Annotated in this window: 22 protein-coding genes; 10 read left to right on the top strand and 12 right to left on the bottom strand. The window is 58.1% G+C overall.

Translation table 11 applies throughout. The annotated features are described in order from the left end of the window. The first annotated feature begins 8 nt into the window (after positions 1–8). Positions 9–707 carry a DUF599 domain-containing protein gene (locus SHIM_RS16900; protein WP_054003842.1) on the top strand — a complete coding sequence of 233 codons (699 nt, stop codon included), beginning with the start codon at positions 9–11 and terminating at the stop codon, positions 705–707. A gap of 97 nt (positions 708–804) precedes the next feature. On the opposite strand, the gene rlmH is transcribed toward SHIM_RS16900, so the two are convergent. The 3 genes from rlmH to SHIM_RS16885 all read right to left on the bottom strand — a co-directional run bounded on the left by rlmH (position 805) and on the right by SHIM_RS16885 (position 3,252). After that, entirely contained in the window at positions 805–1,281 is a 477-nt protein-coding gene (rlmH, locus tag SHIM_RS16895; RefSeq protein ID WP_054003841.1) for a 23S rRNA (pseudouridine(1915)-N(3))-methyltransferase RlmH, read from the bottom strand. A gap of 45 nt (positions 1,282–1,326) precedes the next feature. After that, positions 1,327–1,710 carry a ribosome silencing factor gene (gene rsfS, locus SHIM_RS16890; protein ID WP_241488913.1) on the bottom strand — a complete coding sequence of 128 codons (384 nt, stop codon included), beginning with the start codon at positions 1,708–1,710 and terminating at the stop codon, positions 1,327–1,329. Between the two features lie 132 nt (positions 1,711–1,842). Further along, positions 1,843–3,252 (bottom strand): mechanosensitive ion channel family protein, encoded by a 1,410-nt coding sequence (locus SHIM_RS16885; RefSeq protein ID WP_446740607.1) that lies wholly within the window; start codon positions 3,250–3,252, stop codon positions 1,843–1,845. A 262-nt stretch (positions 3,253–3,514) separates the two neighbouring features. Between SHIM_RS16885 and leuC the strand changes: the two genes are divergently transcribed. From leuC to SHIM_RS16870, 3 genes are all read left to right on the top strand, one after another. Next, on the top strand, positions 3,515–4,921 hold the full coding sequence (gene leuC / locus SHIM_RS16880; RefSeq protein ID WP_054003840.1) for a 3-isopropylmalate dehydratase large subunit: 1,407 nt from the start codon (positions 3,515–3,517) through the stop codon (positions 4,919–4,921). Then, positions 4,921–5,526: a 3-isopropylmalate dehydratase small subunit gene (leuD, locus tag SHIM_RS16875; RefSeq protein WP_054003839.1), complete on the top strand. Its 606-nt coding sequence runs from the start codon at positions 4,921–4,923 to the stop codon at positions 5,524–5,526. Before leuC ends, leuD begins: the two co-directional genes overlap by 1 nt. A gap of 106 nt (positions 5,527–5,632) precedes the next feature. Continuing rightward, on the top strand, positions 5,633–6,013 hold the full coding sequence (locus SHIM_RS16870; RefSeq protein ID WP_082358440.1) for a GNAT family N-acetyltransferase: 381 nt from the start codon (positions 5,633–5,635) through the stop codon (positions 6,011–6,013). Between the two features lie 158 nt (positions 6,014–6,171). On the opposite strand, the gene SHIM_RS16865 is transcribed toward SHIM_RS16870, so the two are convergent. Beyond that, complete coding sequence (locus SHIM_RS16865; RefSeq protein WP_054003837.1) at positions 6,172–7,383, bottom strand: TsoY family (seleno)protein; 1,212 nt, start codon at positions 7,381–7,383, stop codon at positions 6,172–6,174. A 427-nt stretch (positions 7,384–7,810) separates the two neighbouring features. Between SHIM_RS16865 and SHIM_RS20585 the strand changes: the two genes are divergently transcribed. Then, the gene (locus tag SHIM_RS20585; protein WP_054003836.1) at positions 7,811–8,644 is read left to right on the top strand and encodes a hypothetical protein; all 834 of its coding nucleotides are present in this window, start codon (positions 7,811–7,813) and stop codon (positions 8,642–8,644) included. 80 nt (positions 8,645–8,724) lie between these two features. Continuing rightward, a complete protein-coding gene (locus tag SHIM_RS16855) occupies positions 8,725–9,675 on the top strand; it encodes an endonuclease/exonuclease/phosphatase family protein (protein WP_241488918.1) in 951 nt (316 codons plus the stop codon). Here the strand turns inward: SHIM_RS16855 and SHIM_RS16850 are convergent. Next, positions 9,642–10,553, bottom strand: a complete 912-nt coding sequence (locus SHIM_RS16850) for an epimerase (RefSeq protein ID WP_054003835.1) — start codon at positions 10,551–10,553, stop codon at positions 9,642–9,644. The two genes, SHIM_RS16855 and SHIM_RS16850, sit on opposite strands and share 34 nt — an antisense overlap. An 88-nt stretch (positions 10,554–10,641) precedes the next feature. Between SHIM_RS16850 and SHIM_RS16845 the strand changes: the two genes are divergently transcribed. The 3 genes from SHIM_RS16845 to SHIM_RS16835 all read left to right on the top strand — a co-directional run bounded on the left by SHIM_RS16845 (position 10,642) and on the right by SHIM_RS16835 (position 13,766). After that, the gene (locus SHIM_RS16845) at positions 10,642–11,538 is read left to right on the top strand and encodes a LysR family transcriptional regulator (protein ID WP_054003834.1); all 897 of its coding nucleotides are present in this window, start codon (positions 10,642–10,644) and stop codon (positions 11,536–11,538) included. 58 nt (positions 11,539–11,596) lie between these two features. Further along, positions 11,597–12,700, top strand: a complete 1,104-nt coding sequence (leuB, locus tag SHIM_RS16840; protein WP_054003833.1) for a 3-isopropylmalate dehydrogenase — start codon at positions 11,597–11,599, stop codon at positions 12,698–12,700. A gap of 121 nt (positions 12,701–12,821) precedes the next feature. Further along, on the top strand, positions 12,822–13,766 hold the full coding sequence (locus tag SHIM_RS16835; RefSeq protein WP_054003832.1) for a DMT family transporter: 945 nt from the start codon (positions 12,822–12,824) through the stop codon (positions 13,764–13,766). Between the two features lie 52 nt (positions 13,767–13,818). Here SHIM_RS16835 and SHIM_RS16830 read toward each other — a convergent pair whose 3' ends face one another. The 7 genes from SHIM_RS16830 to SHIM_RS16800 all read right to left on the bottom strand — a co-directional run bounded on the left by SHIM_RS16830 (position 13,819) and on the right by SHIM_RS16800 (position 23,309). After that, entirely contained in the window at positions 13,819–14,481 is a 663-nt protein-coding gene (locus SHIM_RS16830) for an ABC-type transport auxiliary lipoprotein family protein (RefSeq protein ID WP_054003831.1), read from the bottom strand. After that, complete coding sequence (locus SHIM_RS16825) at positions 14,478–16,592, bottom strand: MCE family protein (RefSeq protein WP_054003830.1); 2,115 nt, start codon at positions 16,590–16,592, stop codon at positions 14,478–14,480. The genes SHIM_RS16830 and SHIM_RS16825 overlap by 4 nt, the downstream gene beginning before the upstream one ends. Positions 16,593–16,595: 3 nt before the next feature. Further along, complete coding sequence (locus SHIM_RS16820; protein ID WP_054003829.1) at positions 16,596–17,405, bottom strand: ABC transporter ATP-binding protein; 810 nt, start codon at positions 17,403–17,405, stop codon at positions 16,596–16,598. Between the two features lie 2 nt (positions 17,406–17,407). Further along, positions 17,408–18,541, bottom strand: coding sequence for an MlaE family ABC transporter permease (locus SHIM_RS16815; protein WP_446740612.1), 1,134 nt, complete (start codon positions 18,539–18,541; stop codon positions 17,408–17,410). A 177-nt stretch (positions 18,542–18,718) separates the two neighbouring features. After that, positions 18,719–21,775, bottom strand: coding sequence for an efflux RND transporter permease subunit (locus SHIM_RS16810; protein WP_054003828.1), 3,057 nt, complete (start codon positions 21,773–21,775; stop codon positions 18,719–18,721). Between the two features lie 11 nt (positions 21,776–21,786). Then, positions 21,787–22,827 carry an efflux RND transporter periplasmic adaptor subunit gene (locus SHIM_RS16805; RefSeq protein WP_054003827.1) on the bottom strand — a complete coding sequence of 347 codons (1,041 nt, stop codon included), beginning with the start codon at positions 22,825–22,827 and terminating at the stop codon, positions 21,787–21,789. After that, on the bottom strand, positions 22,824–23,309 hold the full coding sequence (locus SHIM_RS16800; RefSeq protein WP_054003826.1) for a MarR family winged helix-turn-helix transcriptional regulator: 486 nt from the start codon (positions 23,307–23,309) through the stop codon (positions 22,824–22,826). The genes SHIM_RS16805 and SHIM_RS16800 overlap by 4 nt, the downstream gene beginning before the upstream one ends. Positions 23,310–23,576: 267 nt before the next feature. On the opposite strand from SHIM_RS16800, the gene SHIM_RS16795 reads away from it, so the two are divergent. Next, positions 23,577–25,664, top strand: coding sequence for a DEAD/DEAH box helicase (locus tag SHIM_RS16795; RefSeq protein ID WP_054003825.1), 2,088 nt, complete (start codon positions 23,577–23,579; stop codon positions 25,662–25,664). Positions 25,665–25,667 lie beyond the last annotated feature (3 nt).

Raw genomic sequence — 25,667 nt, 5'->3', positions numbered from 1 at the left:
TGCCATTCATGTTGTGGACGCACTTGAATTCCCATTTTGACACGCTGGATACTCTGGCTCTGGCGATGCTCGTGTTCGGCTGGCTCGGCGTTGGGTACATCATTGAAAACCCACCTAAAAACCGCCCTTCTGTGTCCAAGATGATGTCGTTTTACCGGCGGGAATGGATGCTGCACTTGGTGGACCGCAACACGCGCGTTTTTGACGCGCAGATCGTGTCCAACTTACGTCAAAGCACAGCGTTTTTCTCGTCCACATCGATGATCGCCATTGGTGGTTTGCTGGCCCTGATGGGCAACCCCGAACGCGTGGCGGGCATTGCGCGGGACCTCGCCCAAACACCAGAATCACAGGTGGAGATCGAGATTAAGCTGGCGGTAATCCTGATTTTTCTGGCCAACGCTTTCCTGAAATTTGTCTGGTCACACAGGCTGTTTGGCTATTGCGCAATCCTGATGGCGGCCGTGCCAAATGATGCGTCAAATCCCACAGCTCTGCCACGTGCCGAAAAGGCGGCGACGGTCAATATCACCGCTTCGCGCAGCTTCAACCGCGGGCTTAGGGCCGTCTATTTTGCGATGGCCTGCCTGACTTGGCTGTTTGGCGCACAGGCGCTCATTGTTGCCTCTGTGGTCACGGTTATTGTGCTCGCACGCCGGGAATTTGCCTCTCAAAGCCGCGCCGCTTTGCTGCAAGAACCACGTTAAAAATTGCAGTCTGTATCGCGTCGGTATCACGTCGGTATTGCGACAGTGTCATTTTCAGCTGTGATTCCGACGGCCTGCGCGGCACAGCCCCCTGTCGTTACACCCGATGATACGGCGCGCCCGCCAGAATGCTGGCGGCACGATAAAGCTGTTCGCCCAGCATCACCCGGGCCAACATGTGTGGCCAAACCATTTTACCGAAACTCAGCTTGGCATCCGCCTGCGCGCGCAGGCTTGGGTCGATCCCATCCGCGCCGCCAATCACAAATGCCACGTCCCCACGCCCGTCATCACGCCATCCGCCCAGCATATTTGCGAACTCGGGAGAACTCATCAACTTGCCGCGCTCATCTAGGGCGCAGATCACCGCACCGCGCGGGATCACTCCCTCCAACAAGGGAGCTTCCATCGACATGCCGCCGCCTTTGCGATCTTCCACTTCATGCACCGCCACCGGACCGAGGCCCAGCGCACGGCCCGTGCGGTCAAATCGAGTCAGATAATCGTCAAGAAGGTCACGCTCGGCACCAGACCGCAGCCGACCTACGGCGCAGATATGCACCTTGAGTGCCATTCACGTTCTCCTCGGCCGCCTCGCGGCGGCCAGCCAGTCAGTCGATCACGCGGCGCCAGCAGGCAGCCACATTTTCTCAAGCTGATAGAACTCTCGAACTTCGGGACGGAAGACATGCACGATCACATCGCCGGTGTCGATCAACACCCAGTCGCCGGTTTCTTTGCCTTCGACCTTGGCAAAGCGGCCAAACTCGGATTTCAGGCGTTCCACCAGTTTCTCGGCAAGCGCGATCACCTGACGCGATGAGCGCCCGGAACAGATCACCATGTAATCACCGATCGACGTTTTACCGCGCAGATCAATCTGCACGATCTCTTCGGCTTTGTCTTCGTCGAGAGAGGAGAGGATGCGGGTCAGCAGTGCATCGCTGGTCGCACCCGTATGGTCCAAAGCAGGTGTTGGACGGGGTTCAGCGGCCTTGGCCACGTCTGTGTTCAAAGACAGAATTCTGCCCTCCTGGTTTGCGCACCGCAGTGCCCCGGTGCCGGGCGTAAATTCAGAATAGCACCCCCTGACCGCATTCTCAACGAAAGGCAAGGGGAGTCGGCAAGAAATTGATCACATTTCAGCCGATGGTGCATCATCCGTGAGCAGACGCACCTCGCGCTGCGGGAACGGCACCGAAATGCCGTGTGCCTTGAAAGCATCCCAAAGCGCCAAATAGACATTGCCGCGAATATTGGTCAGCCCACCGGTCGGATCCTCGATCCAGAATCGCAAGATATAGTCCACGCTGCTGTCGCCAAAGCCGGTGATGTGACAGACGGGGGTTTTGGGGTAGGACAGCACCCGGCCCACAGATTGCGCGGCCTCAACCGCAATTTTGCGCACCAGATGCGGGTCGTCGCCGTATGCCGTGCCAAAAAAGATGTCGAGTCGCACGTATTTGTCGGAGTGCGACCAGTTCACCACCTGATTGGTGATCAGGTCTTCGTTCGGGATCAGAAACTCCTTGCCGTCACGCGTGACCACACTGACGTACCGCGCGCCCAGCGCGTTGATCCAGCCAAAGGTTTCGCCCAGTGAAATCACGTCGCCGGGCTTGATGGATTTGTCCATCAGGATGATCACGCCGGAGACAAGGTTGGACACGACTTTTTGCAAACCAAAGCCAAGGCCCACACCGATAAAGCCGGACATAAAGGCCAACCCCGTAAGGTCAAAGCCGATGATGCGCAGGCCAATGAAAAAGGCCGCGCCGTAAAGCACCACTTGGAGAACCTTGATGAACAGGACTTGCATCGATGGCGAGATATCCTCGCTGCGTCGGATGCGGCGGGAGGATTGGCTTGAGAAGAAACGGGCGAACGCAAAGGTCAGGCCGAGCATCACCAACGCTTGTAATATCATCCAAAGCGAGATGCGGGTTTCGCCGAATTCCAGCGCGAGGCTGTCCATCAACTGCACTGCTTCTTCGTTCAGACCGGTCAACACCAGAGTGATCCAAATCCACGCACCAATACGCAGGACCGCGCGCAGGGTTTGGTTGTGCACAAGCCGCAGCACAATCACCACCACCAACCATGCCAGAGAGATATTGGCTATGATCACCAACAGATAAGATCGGCTTGGCCATGTGACCTCGCGCAGGATCCAGACGGTGATCCAGATCAACGCAACAAACACAATCAGGCTCATGCGGCGGTGCACCGTCATAGCATAGCGATAGCGCCATTTTGGCCAGCCCTCGCGGGTCTTGAGCCAGTCGTAAACCCGCGGTTTCAAAAGATGTGCAATGCCAAAGGCCAACAACAGAAGAAGCAGCGCTGTGGCGACCTGATAAGCCGCCCATGGGCGCATCAGGCCTTCGAGAAACCGCTGCACTTGATCCCAGATCGTCAGAGCAATCTCTGTCGTTTCCCCGACTGTCTCTTGGGACTGTACGTGCGGCTCGGCGCCCGCTATGCGGTCCAGCTCCGAGGTCTGAACGCCGTCGGTTTCTATTGCGTCTTCTTCCATTGGTGTCATCTTGGCACGCCAAAGGTGTTTTCGGCAACTTACCTCCAATTCAAAATGCAGAAATGCGGGATGCGCTTGAAGGAATCTGCGCAGCCGTGTAGGGGAGAAGCATGAAACGCATCTACGATATTGCTGACCACGCCTTTTTGCCTTGGCGATTCTTTGGTCAATCCAAGTCAATAATCGCCGCGCTATGAGCTTGGGGCGCAGCAAAGCTGTGCCTTTCTGAAAGCCATACTTTCTAGCTACCCCAACAGAATGGAGAGGACCTATGTCCCCCAAGACGCTCTATGACAAAATCTGGGATGCCCATGTCGCCCACGAAGCCGACGATGGCACCTGCCTGCTTTATATCGACCGCCACTTGGTGCACGAAGTGACCAGCCCGCAAGCCTTTGAAGGTTTGCGTATGGCAGGTCGCAAGGTGCGCGCGCCGGAAAAAACCATCGCCGTGCCGGACCATAACGTGCCGACCACGGCAGGTCGCGATGATCCCAGTCAGATGACCGAAGAGAGCCGCATTCAGGTTGAAGCCCTCGACAAAAATGCCCGCGAATTTGGCGTGCATTACTATCCCGTCTCTGACGTGCGTCAGGGCATCGTGCACATCGTTGGCCCCGAACAGGGCTGGACCCTGCCCGGCATGACCGTTGTGTGCGGCGACAGCCACACTGCGACGCACGGTGCTTTTGGTGCGCTGGCGCATGGCATCGGCACATCCGAGGTTGAACATGTTCTGGCGACGCAAACGCTGATCCAGAAGAAATCCAAAAACATGAAGGTCGAGATCACCGGCAAGCTGATGCCCGGTGTGACCGCCAAAGACATCACGCTGGCCGTGATTGGTGAGACCGGAACAGCCGGCGGCACCGGCTATGTCATCGAGTATTGCGGCGAAGCAATCCGCGATCTGTCGATGGAAGGCCGTATGACTGTATGCAACATGGCCATCGAGGGCGGCGCACGCGCTGGCCTGATCGCGCCGGACGAGACCACTTTCAACTATGTCAAAGGCCGTCCTCATGCGCCCAAAGCTGGCGCGTTTGAGCAGGCTCTGGAATACTGGAAAACGCTTTTCACCGACGAAGGCGCGCATTTCGACAAGGTTGTGACGCTCAAGGGTGAAGACATCCAGCCGGTTGTGACTTGGGGCACGTCGCCCGAAGACGTTCTGCCAATCACCGGCGTTGTGCCGCACCCCGAAGATTTCGAAGGCGGCAAAGTCGACGCGGCGCGTCGGTCGATTGACTACATGGGTCTCACACCCGGTCAGAAACTGACCGACATTGAAATCGACACCGTGTTCATCGGCTCTTGCACCAATGGCCGTATCGAAGATTTCCGCGCTGTGGCCGACGTGGTCAAAGGCAAGAAGATCAAAGACGGCATGCGGGCCATGATCGTTCCGGGCTCTGGCCTTGTGCGGGCACAAGCCGAAGAAGAAGGTCTGGCGGACATCTTCCGCGAGGCGGGCTTTGAATGGCGTCTGGCAGGTTGCTCGATGTGTCTGGCGATGAACCCGGATCAGCTGAGCGAAGGCGAGCGTTGCGCGGCAACGTCAAACCGGAACTTCGAAGGGCGTCAGGGCTACAAAGGCCGCACCCACCTTGTGTCGCCTGCGATGGCTGCCGCTGCTGCACTGACTGGCAAGCTGACTGACATTCGGGAGATGATGTAATGGAAAAATTCGAAACCCTCTCCGGCATTGCGGCGCCTATGCCACTGGTGAATATCGACACCGACATGATCATCCCCAAGGTGTTCTTGAAGTCGATCAAGCGCACCGGCTTTGGTGCGAACCTGTTTGACGAGATGCGGTTCAACCGCGACGGCACCGAGATCGCAGACTTTGTGCTGAACAAACCGCAGTATCGCGAGGCGCAAATCCTTGTGGCGGGTGATAACTTTGGCTGTGGCTCTTCGCGCGAGCACGCGCCTTGGGCGATTGCGGATTTCGGCATCAAATGCGTGATCTCCACGTCATTCGCCGACATCTTCTTCAACAACTGCTTCAAGAACGGCATCCTGCCGATTGTCTTGCCGCAGGAACAGGTCGACCTGTTGATGAAAGACGCTGAAAAAGGCGCCAACGCGCGGATGACCGTTGATCTGGAAGCGCAGGAAATCACGTCATCGGATGGCGATGTGATCCCGTTTGAAGTTGATGCTTTCAAAAAGCAGTGCTTGATCAATGGTCTGGATGACATCGGCCTAACCATGGAAAAGGTCACCTCCATCGACGCGTTTGAAGCCAAAGCAGGCGCCGCGCGCCCTTGGGTTTAAAAGCCTTCTAAATCGAATCACATGGCCCCTTTTTTGGGGCCGTGCCGCAACTGTTCAGGAGATGCAGATGGATCAATAAGCGGCATCTTTTGAAACTAAGCGTCTTTTGATCAGATGTTGTCAGCGTGGTGACGCCGAAGCCTTGACTTCGCTCATGACGCCCGAGATCAGCGCTTGGGTTGCCGTTTGGCCAACCCCCCTGACCCTGCAAGACACGCAACAGATACTGTCTGACGCCATCGCGGCGACCCAGGCCGGCACTGCGTTTGCCGCCACGGTCATTGGGCGCGACTGCGGCGATGTGATCGGATGGTGCAAGCTGAACATCGACGGCACGGAAGCGGAACTGGGCTATTGGATCGGCGAAAACCACCAACGCAAAGGTTATGCTTTGAGCTGTCTCTCGGGGCGATTGCATTTGCTTTTGAAACCCTGGACCTACGTACCGTCAAAGCCGGAGCACAGGTTACAAATACGGCATCGCTAGGACTCATCAGAAAGCTGGGAATGTCGCGAGGTGGTGTCGAGCCTGTGTGGGCGCCCGCCCGACAACAGTTCGAAGATTGCGAGTTCTGGAGACTGGATCGAGAGGACTAGTCGCAGGTGTGGGCCAGCGTGATGCAGATGCACGCTGACCCGAATTGTTTACTCCGCAGGCACCGCAACATGGGAGTCGTCGCGGCCCATATGCTTGGCGTTGAGCTTCAGCACCAGCCAGATCATCGCGACCTGCAACCCAATCGCCACCGCAGAAATCGCCAGATAAGTCAGCGAGAACTTGTCGACCAGACCGGACGCAACCAGACCTTTGTTGAGCCAGAAGTGCAGCATCACCGAGAGTGCCACACCGGGGCAGACCAGCGCGTATGATCCGGCAGATTTGGCGTCACCCGTGATGTAGGTGCCGACATAGCCGAAGCCGCGCAGAACGGTCAGACCCAAAGCCAGCACCGCAAGCTGTACCATCAGCAGGGTTGTCAGCATCGAGAAGGTCGCGCCCGCGCCGCCGTGCACGTCAAAATGCACGTGCATGCCGTGGCTCTGCCGCAGCCAGGCGATGGTGATCACGGTGATCAGTGGCACAATCACCAGAAGCGTTGGCGCGCTTTCGGCTGTGGCACCGTGCTCCATCATCGAGCGTAGACCAAGGATCACGTTGGCAAAGGCCAACAGGATCGCGACAACGATAAAGAAGCTCGACAGGATAAAGGACAGGCCGACAACCACAGGCAGGCTGCTCATTGCGGCGGGGGCGGCAAGACCCACGCCCACCATGGCAAAGGCAAAAGCCGGAAGCACCTGTGCAAAGCTGTTGTTTTTGGCGCAATCAAACCCGCCTTTGACCATCACGCGGCCGAAAAAGTCGCGCATAATCATGAGGCCATAAGCGCCGATGGCGATGAATGCGATCATTGCGAGCGGGAACAGCAATTCAACGACACCCCAAAGGCCGGGTACAAACACCAAACCAATAATGAAACCACCGTTCACCACCATTGCCAGCGCCAGCGGAATGGCCATCAGCTGTGTTTCCGCGTTGGATGTGCGCAGGGCTGTGTAGGCGTCGGTCCTGCGGAACTGCGACAAGCGCGACAGGTTCCAGATCAGGCTGCGGATCATCAGAAACGCCAAACCCGCAATGCCTGTGACCGCAACAATGATGGCGGCCTTTAGCGGGATACCTCCGGTTTGAAAGGCCGCAAGAATGTCTTCAAAAATCGGAACCGGCTGGCCCGGGTGGGGCACCCAGAACATCAGATACATGAAAAACGTGACCATCAGGCCACCGGCGCCGAGCGTGGCAAGAAAGTAGAGCGGCGAATAAGGCGCGCGCGGTGTGTTGGGGTGATGTGACATGGCAAAGCTCCTATACATATTCTAAATACAGAATATGTTTTTCGGCTTTTGAGAACCTTGATTCACATCAAATAAAGCGACGGCTCTGAATTAAGGCAAGAATATGGCAACGCTAAAGCAAGCCCTTGCCACGACGCGCGTCATACTTGTGGAGCTCACGCCTTTGGCCACCAGATTTAGTATCCTTCTGAGAAATCACCGTTTTTTGGGGCGATGAATTGATGCAAACGCGCACCAGTCCCGAATCCGTCAGCAAAAAATTTACCAACTCGGAAACAAATCCTTGAGCAGCAACACGAACGAATGCCACAATAAGGCGAGAATGAGGCACCCCGCCGCAATGTTGGCGGGATCAAGTTGGAAAAAGATCGTGGGCCATAAACCAAGGCCATAGAATCGCGGCGTCCAGTTTGAAGGGAAACGAGCAGTGTTTGGCAAATTTATCAGCGCGTTGACGCGGGCACTCTTGGTGGCATTGCTGTTTGCATTGCCGGCCATTCTGATGCCGACAATCAGCGCGGATGCGGTTCACATCATGTTGCTGTTCGCGCTGTTCGCCGGGATGCTGGTGTTCATCGAGTATGTCTCTACGTATCCTTCGATCATCGAATTCCGCTACGCGCCACCGTTCAACCGGTTGCGCTTTTTGGCGGTGTTCTTGACCGTGTTTACCCTGTCAGTCATTGCGCGCGGCGACGCAGCGCCCAACGCGTTCACCTCCTTCTTGCACGCTTTGGGCTACATCGTCGGTGACGCGATCGACTTCCCTTATTCACCCGTGCGTCTGATGGTGATCATGTTGCCCAACAACGTCTCGGCCGAGCTTTTGTCCGAAGTGCGCACGGCGTCCGGCATGGCTTATTTGATTTCGCTTTGTACGCTGGCGATCTTCTACTTCTTTGTACGTATTCTGGGCTGGCCCGCCCGCAACGGCGCGTTCAATGTCTGGGTCAACCTGCCGCTGTTTGACCCCACCGCAGGTGGCGATGTGCTGCCGCGCCTGCAACGGGACGGACGTCTTAACATTGCGTTAGGATTTCTGATGCCATTCTTAATCCCGGCGGTTGTGCAGATGATGTCTGACCTGATTGATCCTATTCATTTGGATGATCCGCTGACATTGATTTGGACAATTACGGCATGGGCCTTTATTCCGGCCAGCATGATCATGCGAGGCATGTCGATGCTGCGCGTCGCAACAATGATCAACGAAAACCGCCGCCGCGCCTATGCGGCAGCGCGGGGCGTGCAGCCAGCGTAATCTGCGCAGCGCTTGTCGCGCTGTGCTTTGCCTCCATCACCTTTGCTGACACCATTCGGATTGCCACTTATGACGTTGAGATGTCCCGCCGAGGGCCGGGCACGTTGTTGCGCGATCTTTTGCGCGGCGATGATCAGGCGCGCGCCGTCGCGCAAATAGTGGCCCACGTTGCGCCGGACATTCTGGTATTACAGGGCGTTGACTACGATGCGGACCTGCGCGCTCTGAGCGTCCTGCGGGACGTGATGTCCGAGGCGGGTCAGAGGTACGATCACGTCCTTGCTTTGGCACCCAACACTGGGATGCAGACAGGATTGGACCTGAATGGCGACGAGCGATTGGGTGGGCCAGAAGATGCGCAAGGCTATGGCCGGTTTCGCGGGGCTGATGGCATGGCCGTTCTGTCGCGCTGGCCAATCCTGACAGAGAACGTACAAGATTTTTCGCATCTTTTGTGGCGTGATCTGCCTGGGGCAAAGATGCCGAAAGTCGATGGCGCTCCCTTTCCCAGTGATGCGGCGCAATCCGTTCAACGCTTGTCCAGTGTCGGGCATTGGGCCGTGCCTATAGCGCATCCTTTGCGCCAAATGACCATACTGACGTTTGCAGCGGGGCCACCAGTGTTTGACGGACCTGAGGATCGCAACGGATTGCGCAATGCCGACGAGATCCGCTTCTGGCGTCTGTTCCTTGACGGCGCAATTGGTGAGGCACCAACAAGTCGATATGTAATCGCGGCCAATGCCAACTTGGACCCAACCGCAGGCGAGGGACGGCGCGAGGCCATTGCTGATCTGATTTCGGACCCGCGCCTGCAAGACCCCTTGCGCCAAACGGGCCCCACAGTGGACTGGACAGACCCAAAACCCGGAGATCTGCGGGTGAGCTATGTGCTGCCTTCGATCGACTGGGCGGTTTTGGACGCGGACGTGTTTTGGCCCGACGCAGGTGCACCGGACCATGGCTTGCTTGCGATAAAAGACGTCGCCGCCAGCCGTCACAGGCTGGTTTGGGTCGACATCAGTTTTTGATCCAACGGGTGCATCAAAGCGGCAGATGGCACCGAGCGGGCAAGTGCGGCCTCAACTGGCGTGTGCACAAAATTCGGCAACAATGCCTCAAGGCGTGCACCGCTGAGCCGATGTGGCATATTCCAGAGATAGCGCATCTCAAGAATATATGGCGCGGGTTTCCAGAACGGGCGGGCGATACGGATAGGCAGCCAGTTCATCATTTTCAGCGTCACACTCCGCCCAGTGGCGGCCTCAAGCCGATCCGCCATTTGCGCGCCGGTCAGCGTGTAGCCAGGAAACGGCACATCCTCAAACCGGTTCAATGTGTCGCGCTTCTCCGCCAGCATCACAGCCGCGCGGCATAGGTCCGGCAAAAACGCCCATGCGTGGTCAACATCGGTTGCACCGGGATAAACAAACCTGCCCTTGGCCATCTTCGGCGCCATGATCATGTCAAACCAGTTGCCCGACGCCTCGGTATCTAAGAAATCTCCGGCCCGCAGAATGATCGTCTGCACTCCGCTATCGCGGTAGGCGGCCTCCATGTTGCGGCGGACTTGGCCCAGCTTGTTCGTTGCGCGATGTGGCGTGGTAACGTCCCACGTGCCACCGTGCCCCTCGCCATAAACATAGACATTGCCGGGTACGATGACGGTGGCATCCACGGTCTTGGCGGCGGCGATAACTTCGGCATGCAAGCCCGGTACTTGCTGTTCCCAGTCATAATACTCGGGGTTCCATGCGTTCACGATGACCTGCACGCCATGCACCGCCTGACGGAGGGTATCTGATTTGCGATCAAAATTGCGCACAACCCAGCCCGCACGGTCAAATTGCTCTGCAGCGTTGCGGCCAAATCGGCCAGACGCGCCAAGGATCAAAACTGTCTTGCTCATATTCGTTCTCCTATCTCTGCACCCAAGATAAGACATTCGTTTTCAATTGATCATTGGCAAAAATCAAAGCTGTGATATTCATTTGTGAATGGACACACCCCTCTCAAACCTCGACTGGTCGTTGGTTCAGTCTTTCGTTGCCGTAGCCGAAACCGGTTCTTTGTCCGCTGCTGCGCGACATCTAAACGCGTCGCAGCCGACTCTAGGGCGCCATATTCGAACACTTGAAGATCAATTGGGGCTCGAGTTGTTTCACCGTCAGGCGCGCGGGTTTGAATTGACCGACAAAGGACAGGAACTGCTGTCCCCTGCCCGAGCCGTGGCGCGGGCAATGGCGGACTTGTCGCTTCAGGCGGCGGGGCACGAAAACAAGCTCGAAGGTGACGTGCGTATCGCGTGTTCAGTGTTTATGGCGCATCACGTGATGCCCGACATCATCGCCAAAATCCGCCAGACAGAACCCAACATCAGGATCGACCTTTTGCCGTCCGACCAATCCGAAAATCTGCTGTTCCGCGAGGCTGATATTGCCGTGCGCATGTACCGCCCTGAACAGCTTGATATGGTCACCCGCCATCTTGGCGACATCACGCTGGGTATGTTTGCGACGCGCGGCTATCTGGACCGCAAAGGGGTGCCGCAGAACGCCGATGATCTTCGCCACCATGACATGGTAGGGTACGACGCCAACGACGATATCATCCGCGAGATGCGCGGCATGGGCATCCCCGCCACGCGGGATTGGTTCGGGGTGCGGTGCGACAATCAAACCGCCTATTGGCAGCTCGTTCAGGCGGGCTGTGGCCTTGGATTTTGCCAAGCAATTATCGCCCGCAATACGCCCGGCATCCAAGAGGTGCCGCTCGACTTCCCCCTTCCTACCTTGCCGGTTTGGTTGACGGCCCATGAGGCGTTGCGTCACACGCCGCGCATTTCCCGCATTTGGGATCTATTGGCGGGCGCATTGAAGCCCTTCGTTTCTTGATCTTTGCGACCTCAACCGCTAGTCCATTGCCGACCCATATGATCAAGGACGACACCCCATGAGCAATCCCTCGCTTCTCATCCTCGCTGGCGACGGCATCGGCCCCGAAGTCATGAGCCAAGTGCAGCGCGTTATCGGCTGGTTTGGCGACAATCGCGGCCTGAACTTTGACGTAAGCGAAGACCTCGTGGGCGGTGCTGCCTATGACAAACACGGCGTTCCGCTGCATGACGACACCATGGCCAAAGCCCAAGAAGTGGACGCGGTTCTGCTTGGCGCCGTGGGCGGTCCGAAATACGACGATCTGGATTTCTCGGTGAAACCCGAACGCGGCCTGTTGCGTTTGCGCAAAGAAATGGACCTCTTTGCCAACCTGCGCCCAGCGCAATGTTTTGACGCGCTGTCGGATTTTTCGTCGCTGAAAACCGAACTGGTTGCCGGTCTGGACATCATGATCGTGCGCGAACTGACCTCTGGTGTGTACTTCGGTGAGCCGCGCGGCATCTTTGAAGAGGGCAACGAGCGGGTTGGCATCAACACGCAGCGCTATACCGAGAGCGAAATCGAACGCGGCGCACGGGCAGCCTTCGATCTGGCCATGAAGCGCGACAAACGTCTGTGCTCGATGGAAAAAGCCAACGTCATGGAAAGCGGCATCCTGTGGCGCCAAGTTGTGACCGAAGTGTCCAAAGACTACCCCGAAGTCGAGCTGTCGCACATGTATGCCGACAACGGCGCGATGCAGCTGGTGCGTGCGCCAAAACAGTTTGACGTGATCTACACCGACAACCTGTTTGGCGATATCCTTTCGGATTGCGCTGCCATGCTGACCGGCTCGCTGGGCATGTTGCCCTCCGCGTCACTGGGTGCGCCAATGGACAACGGCCGCCCCAAAGCGCTTTACGAACCCGTACATGGCTCCGCACCTGATATTGCCGGCCAAGGCAAAGCCAACCCCTGCGCATGCGTGCTGAGCTTTGCTATGGCGTTGCGCTATTCCTTCGGCGAAGGCGGCGAGGCGGACCGTTTGGAAGCGGCCGTGGAAAAGGTTCTGGCGGACGGCGTGCGCACCGGCGATCTGATGCAAGCTGATGGTGGCACACCCGTATCGACCACAGAAATGGGCGATGCCCTTTTGGCGGCGCTGGACGCCAGCCTGTAATAGATCGGCCAATCGCGGTCTCAAAGGCGCCTTAGGGCGCCTTTTTCTTTTGCAGCGCTCCTACCACGCGCACCTAGATTGCGCTAACATCCCGAAATTCAGCACCCGTCGGGAGACCCTCATGAACCTCAAAGCCGTTTTGGCCGCGCTTTTGGCGTTTGCGATCTTTTCGACGCACGATGTGATCGTGAAATTCCTCGGCGCAACGTTTTCGCCGTTTCAGATCGTGTTCTTCTCCGGATTGTTCAGCTTTCCACTAATCACTTTGATGCTGGTACGTGACCCCAGTCAGGGCAATCTGCGACCGGTTCATCCGTGGTGGGTGGCTCTGCGATCCGTGTGCGTTGTGACCTCACCCACGGCGGCGTTCTTTGCCTTCACAGTGCTGCCATTGGCGCAGGTCTATGCGCTGTTGTTTGCGGCCCCGTTGCTGATCACTGTTTTGGCCATTCCGATCCTAGGAGAGAGAGTCGGAATCTGGCGGATGCTAGCGGTTCTGATGGGGCTTTGCGGCGTCATCATCGTTGTTCGACCCGGTGTGACCGAACTTCAGATGGGTCATTTTGCGGCCCTTTTGGCGGCATTTGCGGTGGCTCTGCAATCGGTGGTGCTGCGCAAGATCGGCCGCGAAGAACGGCGTGTGGTGCTGATGCTGTATCCGCTTTTGATCAACGTCGGCGTCATGGGCGTGGCGATGACATTTGTCTACCAACCGGTTGGATTGGCAGATCTGGGCGGCATGGCCACTGTGGCCTTGTTCAGCTTTGTCGCTTCATTGTTGCTGGTCTATTCCTACACAAACGCCGAGGCGGCTTTGGTGGCCCCGATGCAATACTCACAGATCGTCTGGGCGGCCATCTTTGGGATATTGGTATTTAACGAAACGCCGGACAGCATGACCCTTTTGGGCGCCAGTGTAATTGTTGCCAGCGGCCTGTTCATCATCGCGCGCGAGGCCCGTGGCGGGACATCGCAGCAAACCCCCGTACTGCGCACACGTTCCCGCGGCATTTCCCCAGGAAGCTTCCGCGTCAGCCAAGCCATGCGGCGGTCCGACACCGAATAACCCGACGGCTGGCCGCTGGTTTTCACAGCGTTACCGACTTGGGCTGTTTTGCCTATTGCAGTGTTGGTCGCGGGTTGGCCTGTGCATGCGCGTGGATTTTGCGCACGCTCCACTCCACCGATTTGCGCATCGCTCGGCCCAGCGCCGTGTCAAAAGCGGCGGCAACATCGATCATCTCATCGCTTTGCGCCACCACCTGCTCGCCAAAGGAGTTTGACCCGATGATGTGGTCGCTAAAGCTGTCGATTATTTTCAGGTTCAACCGCACGTGAATTTCCAACGGCGCGTCCTCAACGTCTGCCGCTGGCAGGTTGGCCTGAAACTCGCGCACATCCGTGACGATTGTATAGTCCGGACGCAACCCGACGGTTGAGCGCCCAACAGCAGCCACCTTACCACTGTTTTCAAAGCTCTCAATCATAAGCGCTTGCACAATCAGCGGCGCACGATCCACCCAGCGCACGCGGGGCAAGTATTCTACCTGCAGGGGCGTTGGATGCACTGCGATCTGGTCGGTGTCCACCGCAGCGGTCGCCGTGGGTTCCTCGATCACAATCTGTTGCCGCAACCGAGGCAAGTTAGACGCAAAAGTGCTTTTGGGTGTGAGAGTAAACAGATCCGTCGGCGTTGCGGCGCGGTTGATTGTGCCAAGTCCGGCACAGCCGCTCAGCCCCACTGCCGCCAACGCTGCGATTACAGGCAAAAGTCTGTTCATCGGTTGAACTCCGATCCTTGAGTGCCAAGCAGGAAGCGTGCTGGATCACGTTCGATGCGGTCAACCAACCGATCCAGATTGCCCACCAAATAGCGGCTTTCTTCGATAAATCGCAAAAGATGCGGCAGCCCGACCCGCAAAAAATCCGACACTTGCCGTTCGTTGTCCTGCACAATGGAATCAACCGTACCAACAAGCTGCGCCGCGGACTGCGAGACGTTCAACACTTCGGCACCGGCCAGCTCAATGTCGTCAGATACGTTCACAACCATATCGGAGAACGCCGAGACCGCGCCCCGCACGTCAGCAATAATAGCGTCCACATCGCCCTCAAGGATTTCGTTGGCAGCGACAAACGTCTGATCCGCAGTGGTCAAAGTGGTTTCTGCCGCGTCCATCGCGGCGCTAATCGCGGTCAGCGTTTCGTTGGCATTGCCAAAGGCCACCGTGGCCGCATCCAGCGTGGCGCGACCGTCTGCAGACAACCCATCCAGCAGATCCCCCAGATCCGTCAACTCCGTACCTGCGGCGGCGATCACCTCGTTTGCGCCTTTGGCGGCGGCGCGTACATCGGCCATTACGCCAGGCAGCTCTTCGTCCACTGACTGATTGATGGTTTCCAACGCCTCGCGCGCGGCCTCGGCGGCGGCGCTGGCATCAACAAGAAACGTGGTCGCGTCGCCTTCAACCAAGGTGGTCACGCTTTCTGCCGTGGTGGTCAGCGAGGTCAGCATTTTGTCGGAACTTTCCAAAGCTGACTTGAAACCCGACAGCGTTTCTTGTGCCTCGCTCAGGCGGGCGGTTGCGACCACGATCATTTCGCTCGCCGAGTTGCCCACTTCCGCGGCCTCGCGCTCGATGGTGACCAAAGTGCTGTTGGCTGTTTCGATCAAACCCGGCAGTCGATCCTGCGCCAAAACCCGTGTTTCGGCCAGCGCGGCTGTGGCTTCCTGCGCCAAAACGGCGACGTCTTCCTGCATCAGTTGTGTTGCAGTGTCCGCAGTGTCGCGCACGGCCGTCAACGTGTCTTTGGCCGTATCTGTTGCGGTACGCAAAGCTGCGATGGCCCCTTCGGATTCGTTGACCCGCGCCTGCACAGCTTCGCCGACCGCCTCATATCGATCCATCAAGGAGGTCGCAGATCCACTGACCGAGGCCACTTCTGTTTCCAGGGTTTGCGCCGTGCTTTCGATCTGGTCGACCAGCCCCGGCAACCGCTCAGAGATCAGCCCCTGCGCCGCGTCAAAGGCGGCGATGGCCGACGGCTCCACTGTTTCCAGTATTGTGTCCAACGCCGCAGCAGCGTCCGCGCCGCGCGTGATCAGCTCTTTCAGTTCTCCGGTCACCAACTCGTTGGCCGTGTCAAACGCTGTCTGCGCGCTTTCCAATGTGCCTTGCGTGCGGTCCGCCGCGCCGCGAATGGACACCAGCGTGTCCGTGGCTTCGGTCAACGTCACCTCGGCTGTGTCAGACAGATCTTCCAGCGTATCGGTGAAGTCTGCAATCTCACGGGCTGCGGCGCCAAGGTCGGCGGACAATCCTTCGAAATCTTCCAACGTGCGGTCCAGCTTGCCGGAGGCCGAGGCCAAATTGCCAAGCAGGTCCGACACCGCAGCCTTGTTTTCGTCGCTCACCACGGACCGGATGTCTTCGAGCAGCGACACAGCCTCTTCCAGCAATTCCGGCGCGCCTTCCAGCAATGTTTGAATGGTGCTGCGCTCTGACGGGATTTCGCCCCCCGAAGCCAAAAGCGCTGCATCGGGCGAGCCACCGGAGAGCGCCACAAAGCTGACCCCGGTCACGCCCATCGAGTTGAGTTGCGCAACAGTGTCGGTTTTAACCGGCGTTTCTGCGTCAACCTCCAGCCGTACCCGCACCAGCGAGGGGTCAACTTCGTCAAACTTCAGGTCAACCACTTGGCCAACCGGCAACCCGTTGTAGCGTACATCCCCCGCCATACCGAGGCCGGACACGCTGTCGAAAGTCACTTCATAGTAGGCAAACCGCTGATCCACATCGATCTTGGCCAACCACAAAAGAAAGGCAAAAGACCCGATCAGGCCTATCATGGCAAACAGCCCGATCAGCACATAATTGGCACGCGTTTCCATGCTTTATGTCGTCCCCGCTCGTTGGCCTTCGCTTTGACCTTTGCCTTGCGCCGCGCGCGCACGCGGACCGGTGAAGTATTCTTTGACCCACGGATGATCCACCTCGGTCATCCCCTCAATGGGACCATCCACCAATACCCGCTTTTCAGCAAGCACCGCGATACGGTCACAAATCGCATAAAGGCTGTCCAGATCGTGGGTGACCATGAAAACCGTCAGCCCCAGCGCGCGCTGCAACTCTCCGATCAGATCGTCATAGGCGGCGGCCCCAATGGGATCGAGCCCCGCCGTTGGTTCATCCAGAAACACGATCTGCGGGTCCAGTGCCAAGGCGCGGGCCAGCGCCGCACGTTTGCGCATGCCGCCCGAAAGCTCTGACGGCAGCTTGCTACACGCCAGCGGGGGCAGGCCCACCAACGAGATTTTCAACTCCCCCAACGCGCGCATCAACGCGGGACTGAGGTTCAGATGCTCGCGCATCGGCGCCATGACGTTGTTGAGCACCGTCAAAGACGAAAACAAGGCCCCGTCCTGAAACGCGACACCCCAGCGGGTTTCGACTTCCCGCCGTTCCGCGACGGGCGCGTTCAACACGTCGACACCCAGCACCTCGATGCTGCCCGCCGCCGGTTTGTTCAATCCAACGATGGTGCGCAACAGAACGGATTTGCCTGTGCCCGATCCGCCAACGATGCCCAACACTTCGCCGCGCCAGACATCCAGATCCAGATTGTCATGCACCACCTGAGGGCCAAATTGATTGCGCAATCCGCGCACCTTGATCACCGCCTCGCGCGCTGAATTCCGGGTCATGCTCAAATCCCCAACTGCGCAAAAAAGATCGAGAACAGCGCATCCAGCACGATCACCAGAAAGATCCCCTGCACCACCGATGCAGTGGTGCGCTGCCCGACACTCGTCGAAGACCCGCGCACTTGAAACGCCTGCCAGCAGGCAACCACACCGATCACGACCGCAAAGAACGGCGCCTTGATCATGCCAACCGCCAGATGCCAAACACCGGTGTTTTCATAAAGCCGTGTCAGGAACATGCCGGGGCTGACGCCAAGGTCGATCCAGCTCATCAATGCGCCACCAAACAGGCCGCAAAGGTTGGCCACAAACCCGAGGATCGGCAATACCAGCACCAACGCCAGAACGCGCGGCACCACCAGCACTTCCATGGGATCAAGACCCAACGTGCGCATGGCGTCGATTTCCTCCTGCACCTTCATTGACCCGACCGACGCGGTGAAGGCCGATCCGGACCGACCTGCCACAATAATCGCGGTCAACAGAATGCCCAACTCGCGCAATACCGAGATCGAGATCAGTTCGACCACAAACACCTCGGCGCCAAAGCGCTGCAATTGCGACGCACCCTGAAAAGCCAGAACGATACCGATCAGAAATCCCATCAGGGCGACAATTGGCACAGCGTTTAATCCGGCATCTTGCATGTGGGTCACCAAAGACGCCCAACGCAGCCGCCAAGGCCGCAATGCCAGCCTGAAAATACACACCAACGTTTCGCCGAGAAAGCCGTTGAACGAGATCACCGCATCCCAGGCGGCGGCCACTTGGCGCCCAAACCTGTCCAGCATGCCAGTGATGCTTCGCGCTTGCTTGACCTCTTCGTCACGCTCGGGCGTGGCTGCTTCGACGTTTGCCAAAAGCGCGACATAAGCTGGCAGTGCCTGGGTGACCTCGACCTCGGTTCCGGCCTGTGACAGTCGGGATTTCAACGTCGCAATCATCCACGCACCGCCAGTGTCAAACGCGGTCAACGCCCCCAGATTCAGCGTCACCTTGCCTTCGCGCCACGGCAGAGCGTCAAAATCGGCCTCAATGCTGGAAAGCGTCGCCGTGACCAAAGCGCCGCCAACGTGCACCTCGGCGTCCTCATCACGCAGAAAGGGCGGGGTCACACCCGTCATGCGACCGCGCATCCGCATCGATGCCTCTTTGAGAAAGGCTGATTTGTCGTGCTGAATGCTGACAAATGGGCCCCCAAATAACACAGCAACTGACACCGGATTTTCCGGTCATTCGCCGCAGCTTAGCAAAGCGCGAAGATTGGGGAAAGGTTGCGCTGCCCCAACTTGTGAAGTTGGGGCAGCGGTAGATCAAGCAGCCACAGATTTGGCCGCTGCGCGGATCCGGCGGTCTTCGCGATCAAAAAAGATCATGTACAAAACCGGTGCCGCGATCAGCGTCAGAATGGTGGCAAAAGCCAACCCGCCCATAATGGTGACGGCCATTGACTTAAAGAATGCATCCGACAACAGCGGCAGCATCCCCAAAATCGTGGTCACCGCCGCCAGCATCACCGGCCGCAAACGCGACACGCTGGCCTTGATGATCGACTCGCGCAACGGGCCGCCTTCTTCTCGCACAAAGTCGATCTCTTCGACCAAGACGATGCCGTTCTTGATCAACATGCCCGACAGGCTCAGCAAACCAAGAAGCGCGGTGAACGAAAACGGCAGGCCTGTGCCCAACAGCCCGATCACCACACCGTTCACAGACATCGGCACCAAAAGCCAGATGATGATCGGCTCACGAACGGCGTTGAACAGCAGCACCGAAATCAGCACCATCACCAGAATGGTCACCGGCAACTGCCCTCCAAGGCTTTCTTGCGCCTTGGCGGAGTTCTCTTTTTCGCCACCCCATTCCATGCGGTACCCCACCGGCAGTTCCATCGCCTCGATCGCTGCGGTCACTTCGGCCTGAACTTGCACAGCGTTTAGTCCCGGCGCGATGTCGGCCCCTACCGTGATTGTCGGCACCCGGTCGCGACGGTGAAACAGCGTGTTCTGGGTGTCATAGGCAAACCCGTCCACCATTTGCTCAAGCGGCAAAAAGCTTTTGGTGTTGGCGGAATAGACCACCTGATCCAAAAGCCCAAAGCCCTGATCGCTGGACCGGCGGATGACAATTGGCAACAACCGGTCTTTCTCGCGGAACCAGCCCCCGCTGATGCCATCAGTCGAGAAGTTCAGCATGTCCGCCACATCGTCCCGGTTCACGCCTGCGGTCTGGGCACGCTCTGTGGCATAAAGCGGCTTGATCACCAGCTCCTGTTCGCGCCAATCGGTGCGCACTTCGCGGATGTTTTCGGACGTGGTTTCCAACACCTCCGCTGCCTGCGAGGCCAACTGTCGTAACACCACCGGATCGGAGCCCGAGAAGCGGACCTGAATAGGATCGCCCCCGCCCGGCCCGAACACCAGCCGTTTGGTTCGGAATTCTCCGCCGGGAAACGCTTCGGCCCCAAAGGCATTCAGATCCGCCCTAAGCGCGGTGATGTCCTGCATCTGTGCCGTTCGCACAATGATGTGGCCATAGCTCGGGTTTGGCTTTTCTGATTCATACGTCAGCATGAACCGCGTCGCGCCCTGACCCACAAACGTGGAATAGCTGACAACATCGTCGCGTGCGTCGAGCCATGCTTCCATGCGGGCCATGTCTTTGGATGTTGTGGCAATCGGCGTGCCCTGCGGCAGCTTGTAATGCACAAAGAACAGCGGTGTGTTGCTTTCAGGGAAGAATTGCTGATCCACGCGGGCAAAGCCTGCATAGCACAGCGCGGTTACGCCGATCAGGCCAACAACCACCAACCAGCGCAGCTTAAGCGCCAGTCCAAGGCTCCAGCCATACATCCGGAAAATCCAACCACCATAAGCGTCGCCGTCGTCCTCTTTGCCCACTTTGAACAAGTGGTGTCCCAACATCGGCGTCACCGTCAGGGCCAGCAGCCAGCTCAGCAACAGCGAGATACCAATCACCGCAAACAGCGAGAACAGAAATTCGCCGGTGTCATCCGGGCTAAGACCAATACCGGCAAACGCCATGATGCCAATGACGGTCGCACCCAACAGCGGGATCTGCGTCTTGCCCGCCGCCTCGTCCGCACCCTCGCGGGAGGACTTGCCGCGCAGCATAGCCATCTGCATCCCCTCGGCGACAACGATGGCGTTATCAACCAACATCCCCATCGCAATGATCAGCGCACCAAGCGAGATCCGCTCCATTTCGATGGAAAACAGCGACATGAACAGGAAGGTGCCAATCACTGTCAAAAACAGCGTCACACCCACAACCACCGCGGCGCGCCAGCCCATAAACACAGCCAAAACAGCGACAACAATGGCCACCGACATCGCAAGGTTCACAAGAAAGTCGGTGGACGCTTTGTCCACAACTTCGTGCTGCTGGTACACCTGATGCAACTCGACACCCGCCGGAAAATTGTCCTGCAATGCAGCCAACTGAGCGTCAACGCGCTGTCCGACTTCAACGATGTTTTCCGTGCTCAATCCGGCCACGCCCAGCGTGAATGCCTCAACGCCGTTATGGCGAATGATCTGGCCCGGATTGGGCTTGCGGGCGCGGTACACGTTGCTGGTGTCGACCAGATTGACAACTTTGCCGTCCGTGCCGACCGACAGGCCCTGAATGGCGTCGACCGTGTCCGATCCATCCGGCGTCATGATCCGCGTGCGCGCACTCTCGGTGGTCAACGTGCCTGCGGGCGTTACGCTGTCTGAGGTGGCAATCGCGTTGGCAATCGCGGCGATCGACACATTCTGATTCACCGACAACGCCAGGTTCGGCTCGATATAGATTGTCTCCTCCGGCAAACCCTTGACCTCAACATCTGCCACGCCCTCAACCGTGCGCAACTCACGCCGCAGAAAGGTCGCCAGCTCGTGTTTCTCCGCATCCGTGAAACCTTCGGCAGTGATCGCATAAAACAGCCCGAACACATCGCCAAAGCTGTCATTCACATAGGGCTGCCCAACGCCTTGTGGCAACGCGCGGGCCGCATCGCGCATTCTTGCGCGCAAGCGGGTCCAGATTTCCTGAAGCTCATCCCCGTTCACCGTGGGCTTGATGTGTACCTCGATCATCGACTGGCCCGGGCTGTTGATCGACGTGATCCGATCCACTTCACCCATCTTCTGGATGGCGCTCTCCAGCGGTTCACTGACCTCGGTCGCGACCTGCTCCGCGGTGGCGCCGGGATAAGATGTGGTCACCACCGCCTGTTTGATCGTAAAGGCCGGGTCTTCGAGGCGGCCAAGGTTGAGAAACCCGATGATACCACCACCGAGAAACACAAGAATGATCAGCCAAGTGTAAATCGGCTTTTCAATCGACATACGTGCAATGTTCATGTCACGCGACCTCAGTTGCCAAAGCCGACAAAGCGACGCACTTCTTGGCCTTCGCCAAGTGCGCTGCCTCCGGCGACAACGATTTCCTCACCGTCCGCCAGCCCCGACAGCACCCGCACCTGACCGGTTTCAGAGGGCTCTACGTCCACAACCGCGAACCGCACATGGCCTGTTTCGCCGCCTTTGGGGTCAAACTTCATAACCCCGGTTTCGCCTTTGTCGTTTGTGACAACGGCGGACATCGGCACCTCGATCACGCGCGATTCTTCGATTGCGCGCACCGTCACTGTGACGGACGACCCCGGCAGGATCACACGTTCCTTGGGCGGCTCAAGACCAAAGGTGATGCGGAATGTCTGACCAACGTCAGAGGTTTCCGCGTCATATTCACGGATGTCCAATGGATAGCTGCCGTCCAACCCCGGAAAACGTGCTGTGATCTCAACGTTGTCGCCGGTGTCGCCGGTATTTTGAAACAGGATCTCTGGCACATCCACCTCGATGCGCAATTCGCTCAGATCGTGGATACGCACCACGGGTGTGCCTGCGGCGACGGTGGAATACAGCTCGACATTGCGGCTGGAAACCAGAGCATCAAACGGCGCGCGCAATGTGGCATGGCGCAAAGACCATTCGGCGTTGCTGACCGAAATTTTTGACAATCCCGCCTGTGTTTGCGCATCATCAATTGTCACTTGGCTGACAGTGTTGCCCTTCAGTTTCTCAAGCCGCGCAACGGTCCGGTCGGCTTGACCCTTTTGCAACCGCGCCTGATCAAGCTGCAACTCAAACGGCTCCTGATCGAGTCTGGCAATCAACGCACCTTTGGGGATGCGGAACCCCTCGGTCACCGGGAAATCAATGATCTGCCCACCCACTTGAAACGCAAGATCCACCGACTGGCGGGCTTTGACTTGTCCAAAGAACTGCCGCACTAGCGCGGCTTGATCAGATGATATCTCCATCAACTTGACCGGTTTCAGCGGCGTTTCGGCAACGGCCGGAAACGCCAAAAGCGATGTGGCCAACGCCACTATGTTCCAAAGTTTCATGTGTCCCTCTCCATGGCTATTCCAGCCAATACCGACAGGGGAAACGCCTTGGTGGCCAGCTTCCCGAATGTCTCGATTTCCTCCGGTGTCATCCCGGATATGTCACGGAACTGTTCCGCGACTTTGGTCATAGTTTCTTCGCGTGCGGCTTTGCCCGTTGCCGTCAGCGCCAACTGCCAGGCACGTCCATCGTTTGGATCACGCTCCCGCACAACCAAACCACGCTCTTGCAAAGCATCCGCCATCGCGGTCACGCTGGACGGCAAAGCGCCCATGATCTGCGCCATCACCCCCATGCGACGCGGCGGATCCAGAAACAGCACCATCCGGCGCTCCTGTTTGGTCAGATCCGTATCAAAGGCGGCGTCGTCCAGACGCGTCTCCATCTGTCGCACCAGCGCAAACGCCCCGATCGCTGCTGTCATCTCCGGCGGCAAATCCGGTGGCAAAAGCAACTGCGTGTCTTCGGTGTTCCCTGTCATCCGTCCCCACTTGCTTCAGAAATTGAAATAATTAGTTAAGAGCCTCAAATGGTCCTTACAAGTCCAAAATGAACTGACCAGTTCATTTTTTTCGAAACCTGTCGCCCCAAGCCGGACCGACAAAAGCGGTTGAGCCCTATACATCTGCGCAAGGATGGTCTAAGCGGGCCGCTTCTTGTTCTTTATCGCGCATGAGAGGCCCACATACTGGTGGCGCCAAGGGATGCCTGCCAAAGGACATCACTCCAGAGATAAAGAAGAGTCATTGTGAAAACTGCCCTGCAAGACGCGCTCGATGAGCGCGGATATGAAACCCTGACACCTGTTCAGACCGCTGTTCTGAACCCCGACCTGACGGGCCGCGACCTTTTGGTTTCCGCGCAAACCGGGTCCGGCAAGACGTTGGGATTTGGCCTCGCCATTGCCCCCACTATTCTGCAAGACGCCGAAAAATTCGAAGCCGCAGCCGCCCCGATGGCGCTGGTGATCGCGCCAACACGTGAACTTGCGCTGCAGGTGAAACGCGAACTCGCATGGCTTTATGCCAAAGCAGGCGCCGTGATGGCCTCCTGTGTGGGTGGCATGGACATGCGCGATGAACGCCGCGCGCTGGCACGTGGTGCGCACATTGTTGTGGCCACTCCGGGCCGCTTGCGCGACCACATTTCACGCGGCTCCATCGATCTTTCGGTGCTGCGCGCTGTGGTGCTCGATGAAGCTGACGAAATGCTTGATCTGGGTTTCCGCGAAGACCTCGAATTTATCCTTGGCGAAGCGCCCGATGATCGCCAGACATTGCTGTTTTCAGCCACCGTGCCCAACGCAATCCTTGGCCTCGCCAAAAGCTACCAGCGTGACGCAGAGCGTGTGATTGCCAAATCCGAAAACGGCCAGCACGCCGACATCGAATATCGTGCCATGACCGTCGCCGACCGTGACGTCGACAACGCCGTGATCAACACGCTGCGCTTTTATGAGGCGCCCAACGCGATTGTGTTTGCCAACACCCGCGCCATGGTGAACCGCCTGACCACCCGCCTGTCCAATCGGGGCTTCAACGTTGTGGCCTTGTCCGGCGAGCTGTCACAGTCTGAACGCACGCACGCGCTGCAAGCGATGCGGGATGGCCGCGCCCAAGTTTGTGTGGCCACCGACGTTGCCGCGCGCGGCATCGATCTGCCCAACCTTGATCTGGTGGTGCATGCCGAATTGCCCAACAACCACGAGACCCTGTTGCACCGTTCTGGCCGTACCGGCCGCGCCGGACGCAAAGGTGTCAGCGCGCTGATCATCAACCGCAAGTCCAACAAGAAAGCCAGCCGCATTCTTGGCATGGCCAAATTGCAGGCCGAATGGGGCGGCGCACCAACCGCAGACGAGGTCAAGAAACGCGACCAAGAGCGCCTGTTTGCAGATCCCGCCTGGCTGGAGCCCGTGCCGGAAAGCGATCAGGAAACCGTCGCCTCGATCATGGACGCCTTCACGCCGGAACAGATCGCTGCAGGCTTCTTGCGACTCATGAGCACAATGCGCACCGCGCCCGAAGAATTGAGCGATGTCGACACCAAACCCGCCCCACGCGAGGATTTTGGCGTTTCGGTCTGGTTCTCCGTGTCCGGTGGCCGCGCAACCGGCGCAGAACCGCGCCGCATCCTGCCGATGCTTTGTGACGTTGGCGGCATCAACAAAAACGACATTGGCGCGATCCGCGTTCAAGAAAACGAATCCTTTGTGCAAATCAAAGAAGGCAGCGTCGCGGGATTCCTTGCGAAGGTCGGCCCCGAAGGCAAACTGGAGCGTGGCGCAACGCTGACACAGCTGGCCGAGGCGCCCAAGCTGGAACGCATGAAAAGCGGCGGAGGTCCACGCGGCGGATCCAAGTTCGGCGGCAAAGGCAAGCCGTCGTATGACAAACCGAAGTCCGACAAGCCATGGGGCGACAAACCGAAATCCGATCGACCTTATTCGGAGCGCCCCAAATTCGACAAACCAAAATCGGACAAGCCAAAGTTTGACAAACCCAAGTTTGACAAGCCGAAGGGCAAACCTGCGGCAAAATCCAACGCGCCGATTGACTGGAATGACGATCCAACCCCACGCGCGAAGAAACCAAAGCCCGCATCAAAAGGTGGCAAACCCGCTGCGGCAAAATCAAAGCCATACCGGTCTTCTGACGGCCCCAAAGGCAAAGGTGGCGACACCGCCCCCCGCCGGCGTCCTGGCGCCCATCAAGAAGCGCGCCCGACCGAAGACCGCAAAGGCCCTCCACCCCCGGCGGGCAAGTCGAACAGCAAGAAAAACAAAGCCCGTGCCGCTGCAGCCAAGGCCGCCAAAGGCAAGGGAAGTCGCAGCTAAAGC

This window comes from Shimia sp. SK013 (assembly GCF_001292625.1).
Taxonomy (GTDB): domain Bacteria; phylum Pseudomonadota; class Alphaproteobacteria; order Rhodobacterales; family Rhodobacteraceae; genus Shimia.
The sequence above is the reverse complement of the archived record's forward strand: the minus strand, read 5'-3'. Positions and strand labels throughout refer to the sequence as shown.

Bases quoted from the DNA above. Each gene is read 5' to 3' on its own strand.
- SHIM_RS16805 (WP_054003827.1), bottom strand. From the start codon at position 22,827: ATGAAACTTTGGAACATAGTGGCGTTGGCCACATCGCTTTTGGCGTTT.
- SHIM_RS16835 (WP_054003832.1), top strand. From the start codon at position 12,822: ATGAACCTCAAAGCCGTTTTGGCCGCGCTTTTGGCGTTTGCGATCTTT.
- SHIM_RS16845 (WP_054003834.1), top strand. From the start codon at position 10,642: ATGGACACACCCCTCTCAAACCTCGACTGGTCGTTGGTTCAGTCTTTC.
- leuC (WP_054003840.1), top strand. From the start codon at position 3,515: ATGTCCCCCAAGACGCTCTATGACAAAATCTGGGATGCCCATGTCGCC.
- leuD (WP_054003839.1), top strand. From the start codon at position 4,921: ATGGAAAAATTCGAAACCCTCTCCGGCATTGCGGCGCCTATGCCACTG.
- SHIM_RS16825 (WP_054003830.1), bottom strand. From the start codon at position 16,592: ATGGAAACGCGTGCCAATTATGTGCTGATCGGGCTGTTTGCCATGATA.
- SHIM_RS16850 (WP_054003835.1), bottom strand. From the start codon at position 10,553: ATGAGCAAGACAGTTTTGATCCTTGGCGCGTCTGGCCGATTTGGCCGC.
- SHIM_RS16885 (WP_446740607.1), bottom strand. From the start codon at position 3,252: ATGACACCAATGGAAGAAGACGCAATAGAAACCGACGGCGTTCAGACC.
- SHIM_RS16865 (WP_054003837.1), bottom strand. From the start codon at position 7,383: ATGTCACATCACCCCAACACACCGCGCGCGCCTTATTCGCCGCTCTAC.
- SHIM_RS16810 (WP_054003828.1), bottom strand. From the start codon at position 21,775: ATGAACATTGCACGTATGTCGATTGAAAAGCCGATTTACACTTGGCTG.
- leuB (WP_054003833.1), top strand. From the start codon at position 11,597: ATGAGCAATCCCTCGCTTCTCATCCTCGCTGGCGACGGCATCGGCCCC.
- rlmH (WP_054003841.1), bottom strand. From the start codon at position 1,281: ATGGCACTCAAGGTGCATATCTGCGCCGTAGGTCGGCTGCGGTCTGGT.
- SHIM_RS16830 (WP_054003831.1), bottom strand. From the start codon at position 14,481: ATGAACAGACTTTTGCCTGTAATCGCAGCGTTGGCGGCAGTGGGGCTG.
- SHIM_RS16815 (WP_446740612.1), bottom strand. From the start codon at position 18,541: ATGCGCGGTCGCATGACGGGTGTGACCCCGCCCTTTCTGCGTGATGAG.
- SHIM_RS16820 (WP_054003829.1), bottom strand. From the start codon at position 17,405: ATGACCCGGAATTCAGCGCGCGAGGCGGTGATCAAGGTGCGCGGATTG.
- SHIM_RS16800 (WP_054003826.1), bottom strand. From the start codon at position 23,309: ATGACAGGGAACACCGAAGACACGCAGTTGCTTTTGCCACCGGATTTG.
- SHIM_RS16900 (WP_054003842.1), top strand. From the start codon at position 9: ATGTTGTGGACGCACTTGAATTCCCATTTTGACACGCTGGATACTCTG.
- SHIM_RS16855 (WP_241488918.1), top strand. From the start codon at position 8,725: ATGTCCCGCCGAGGGCCGGGCACGTTGTTGCGCGATCTTTTGCGCGGC.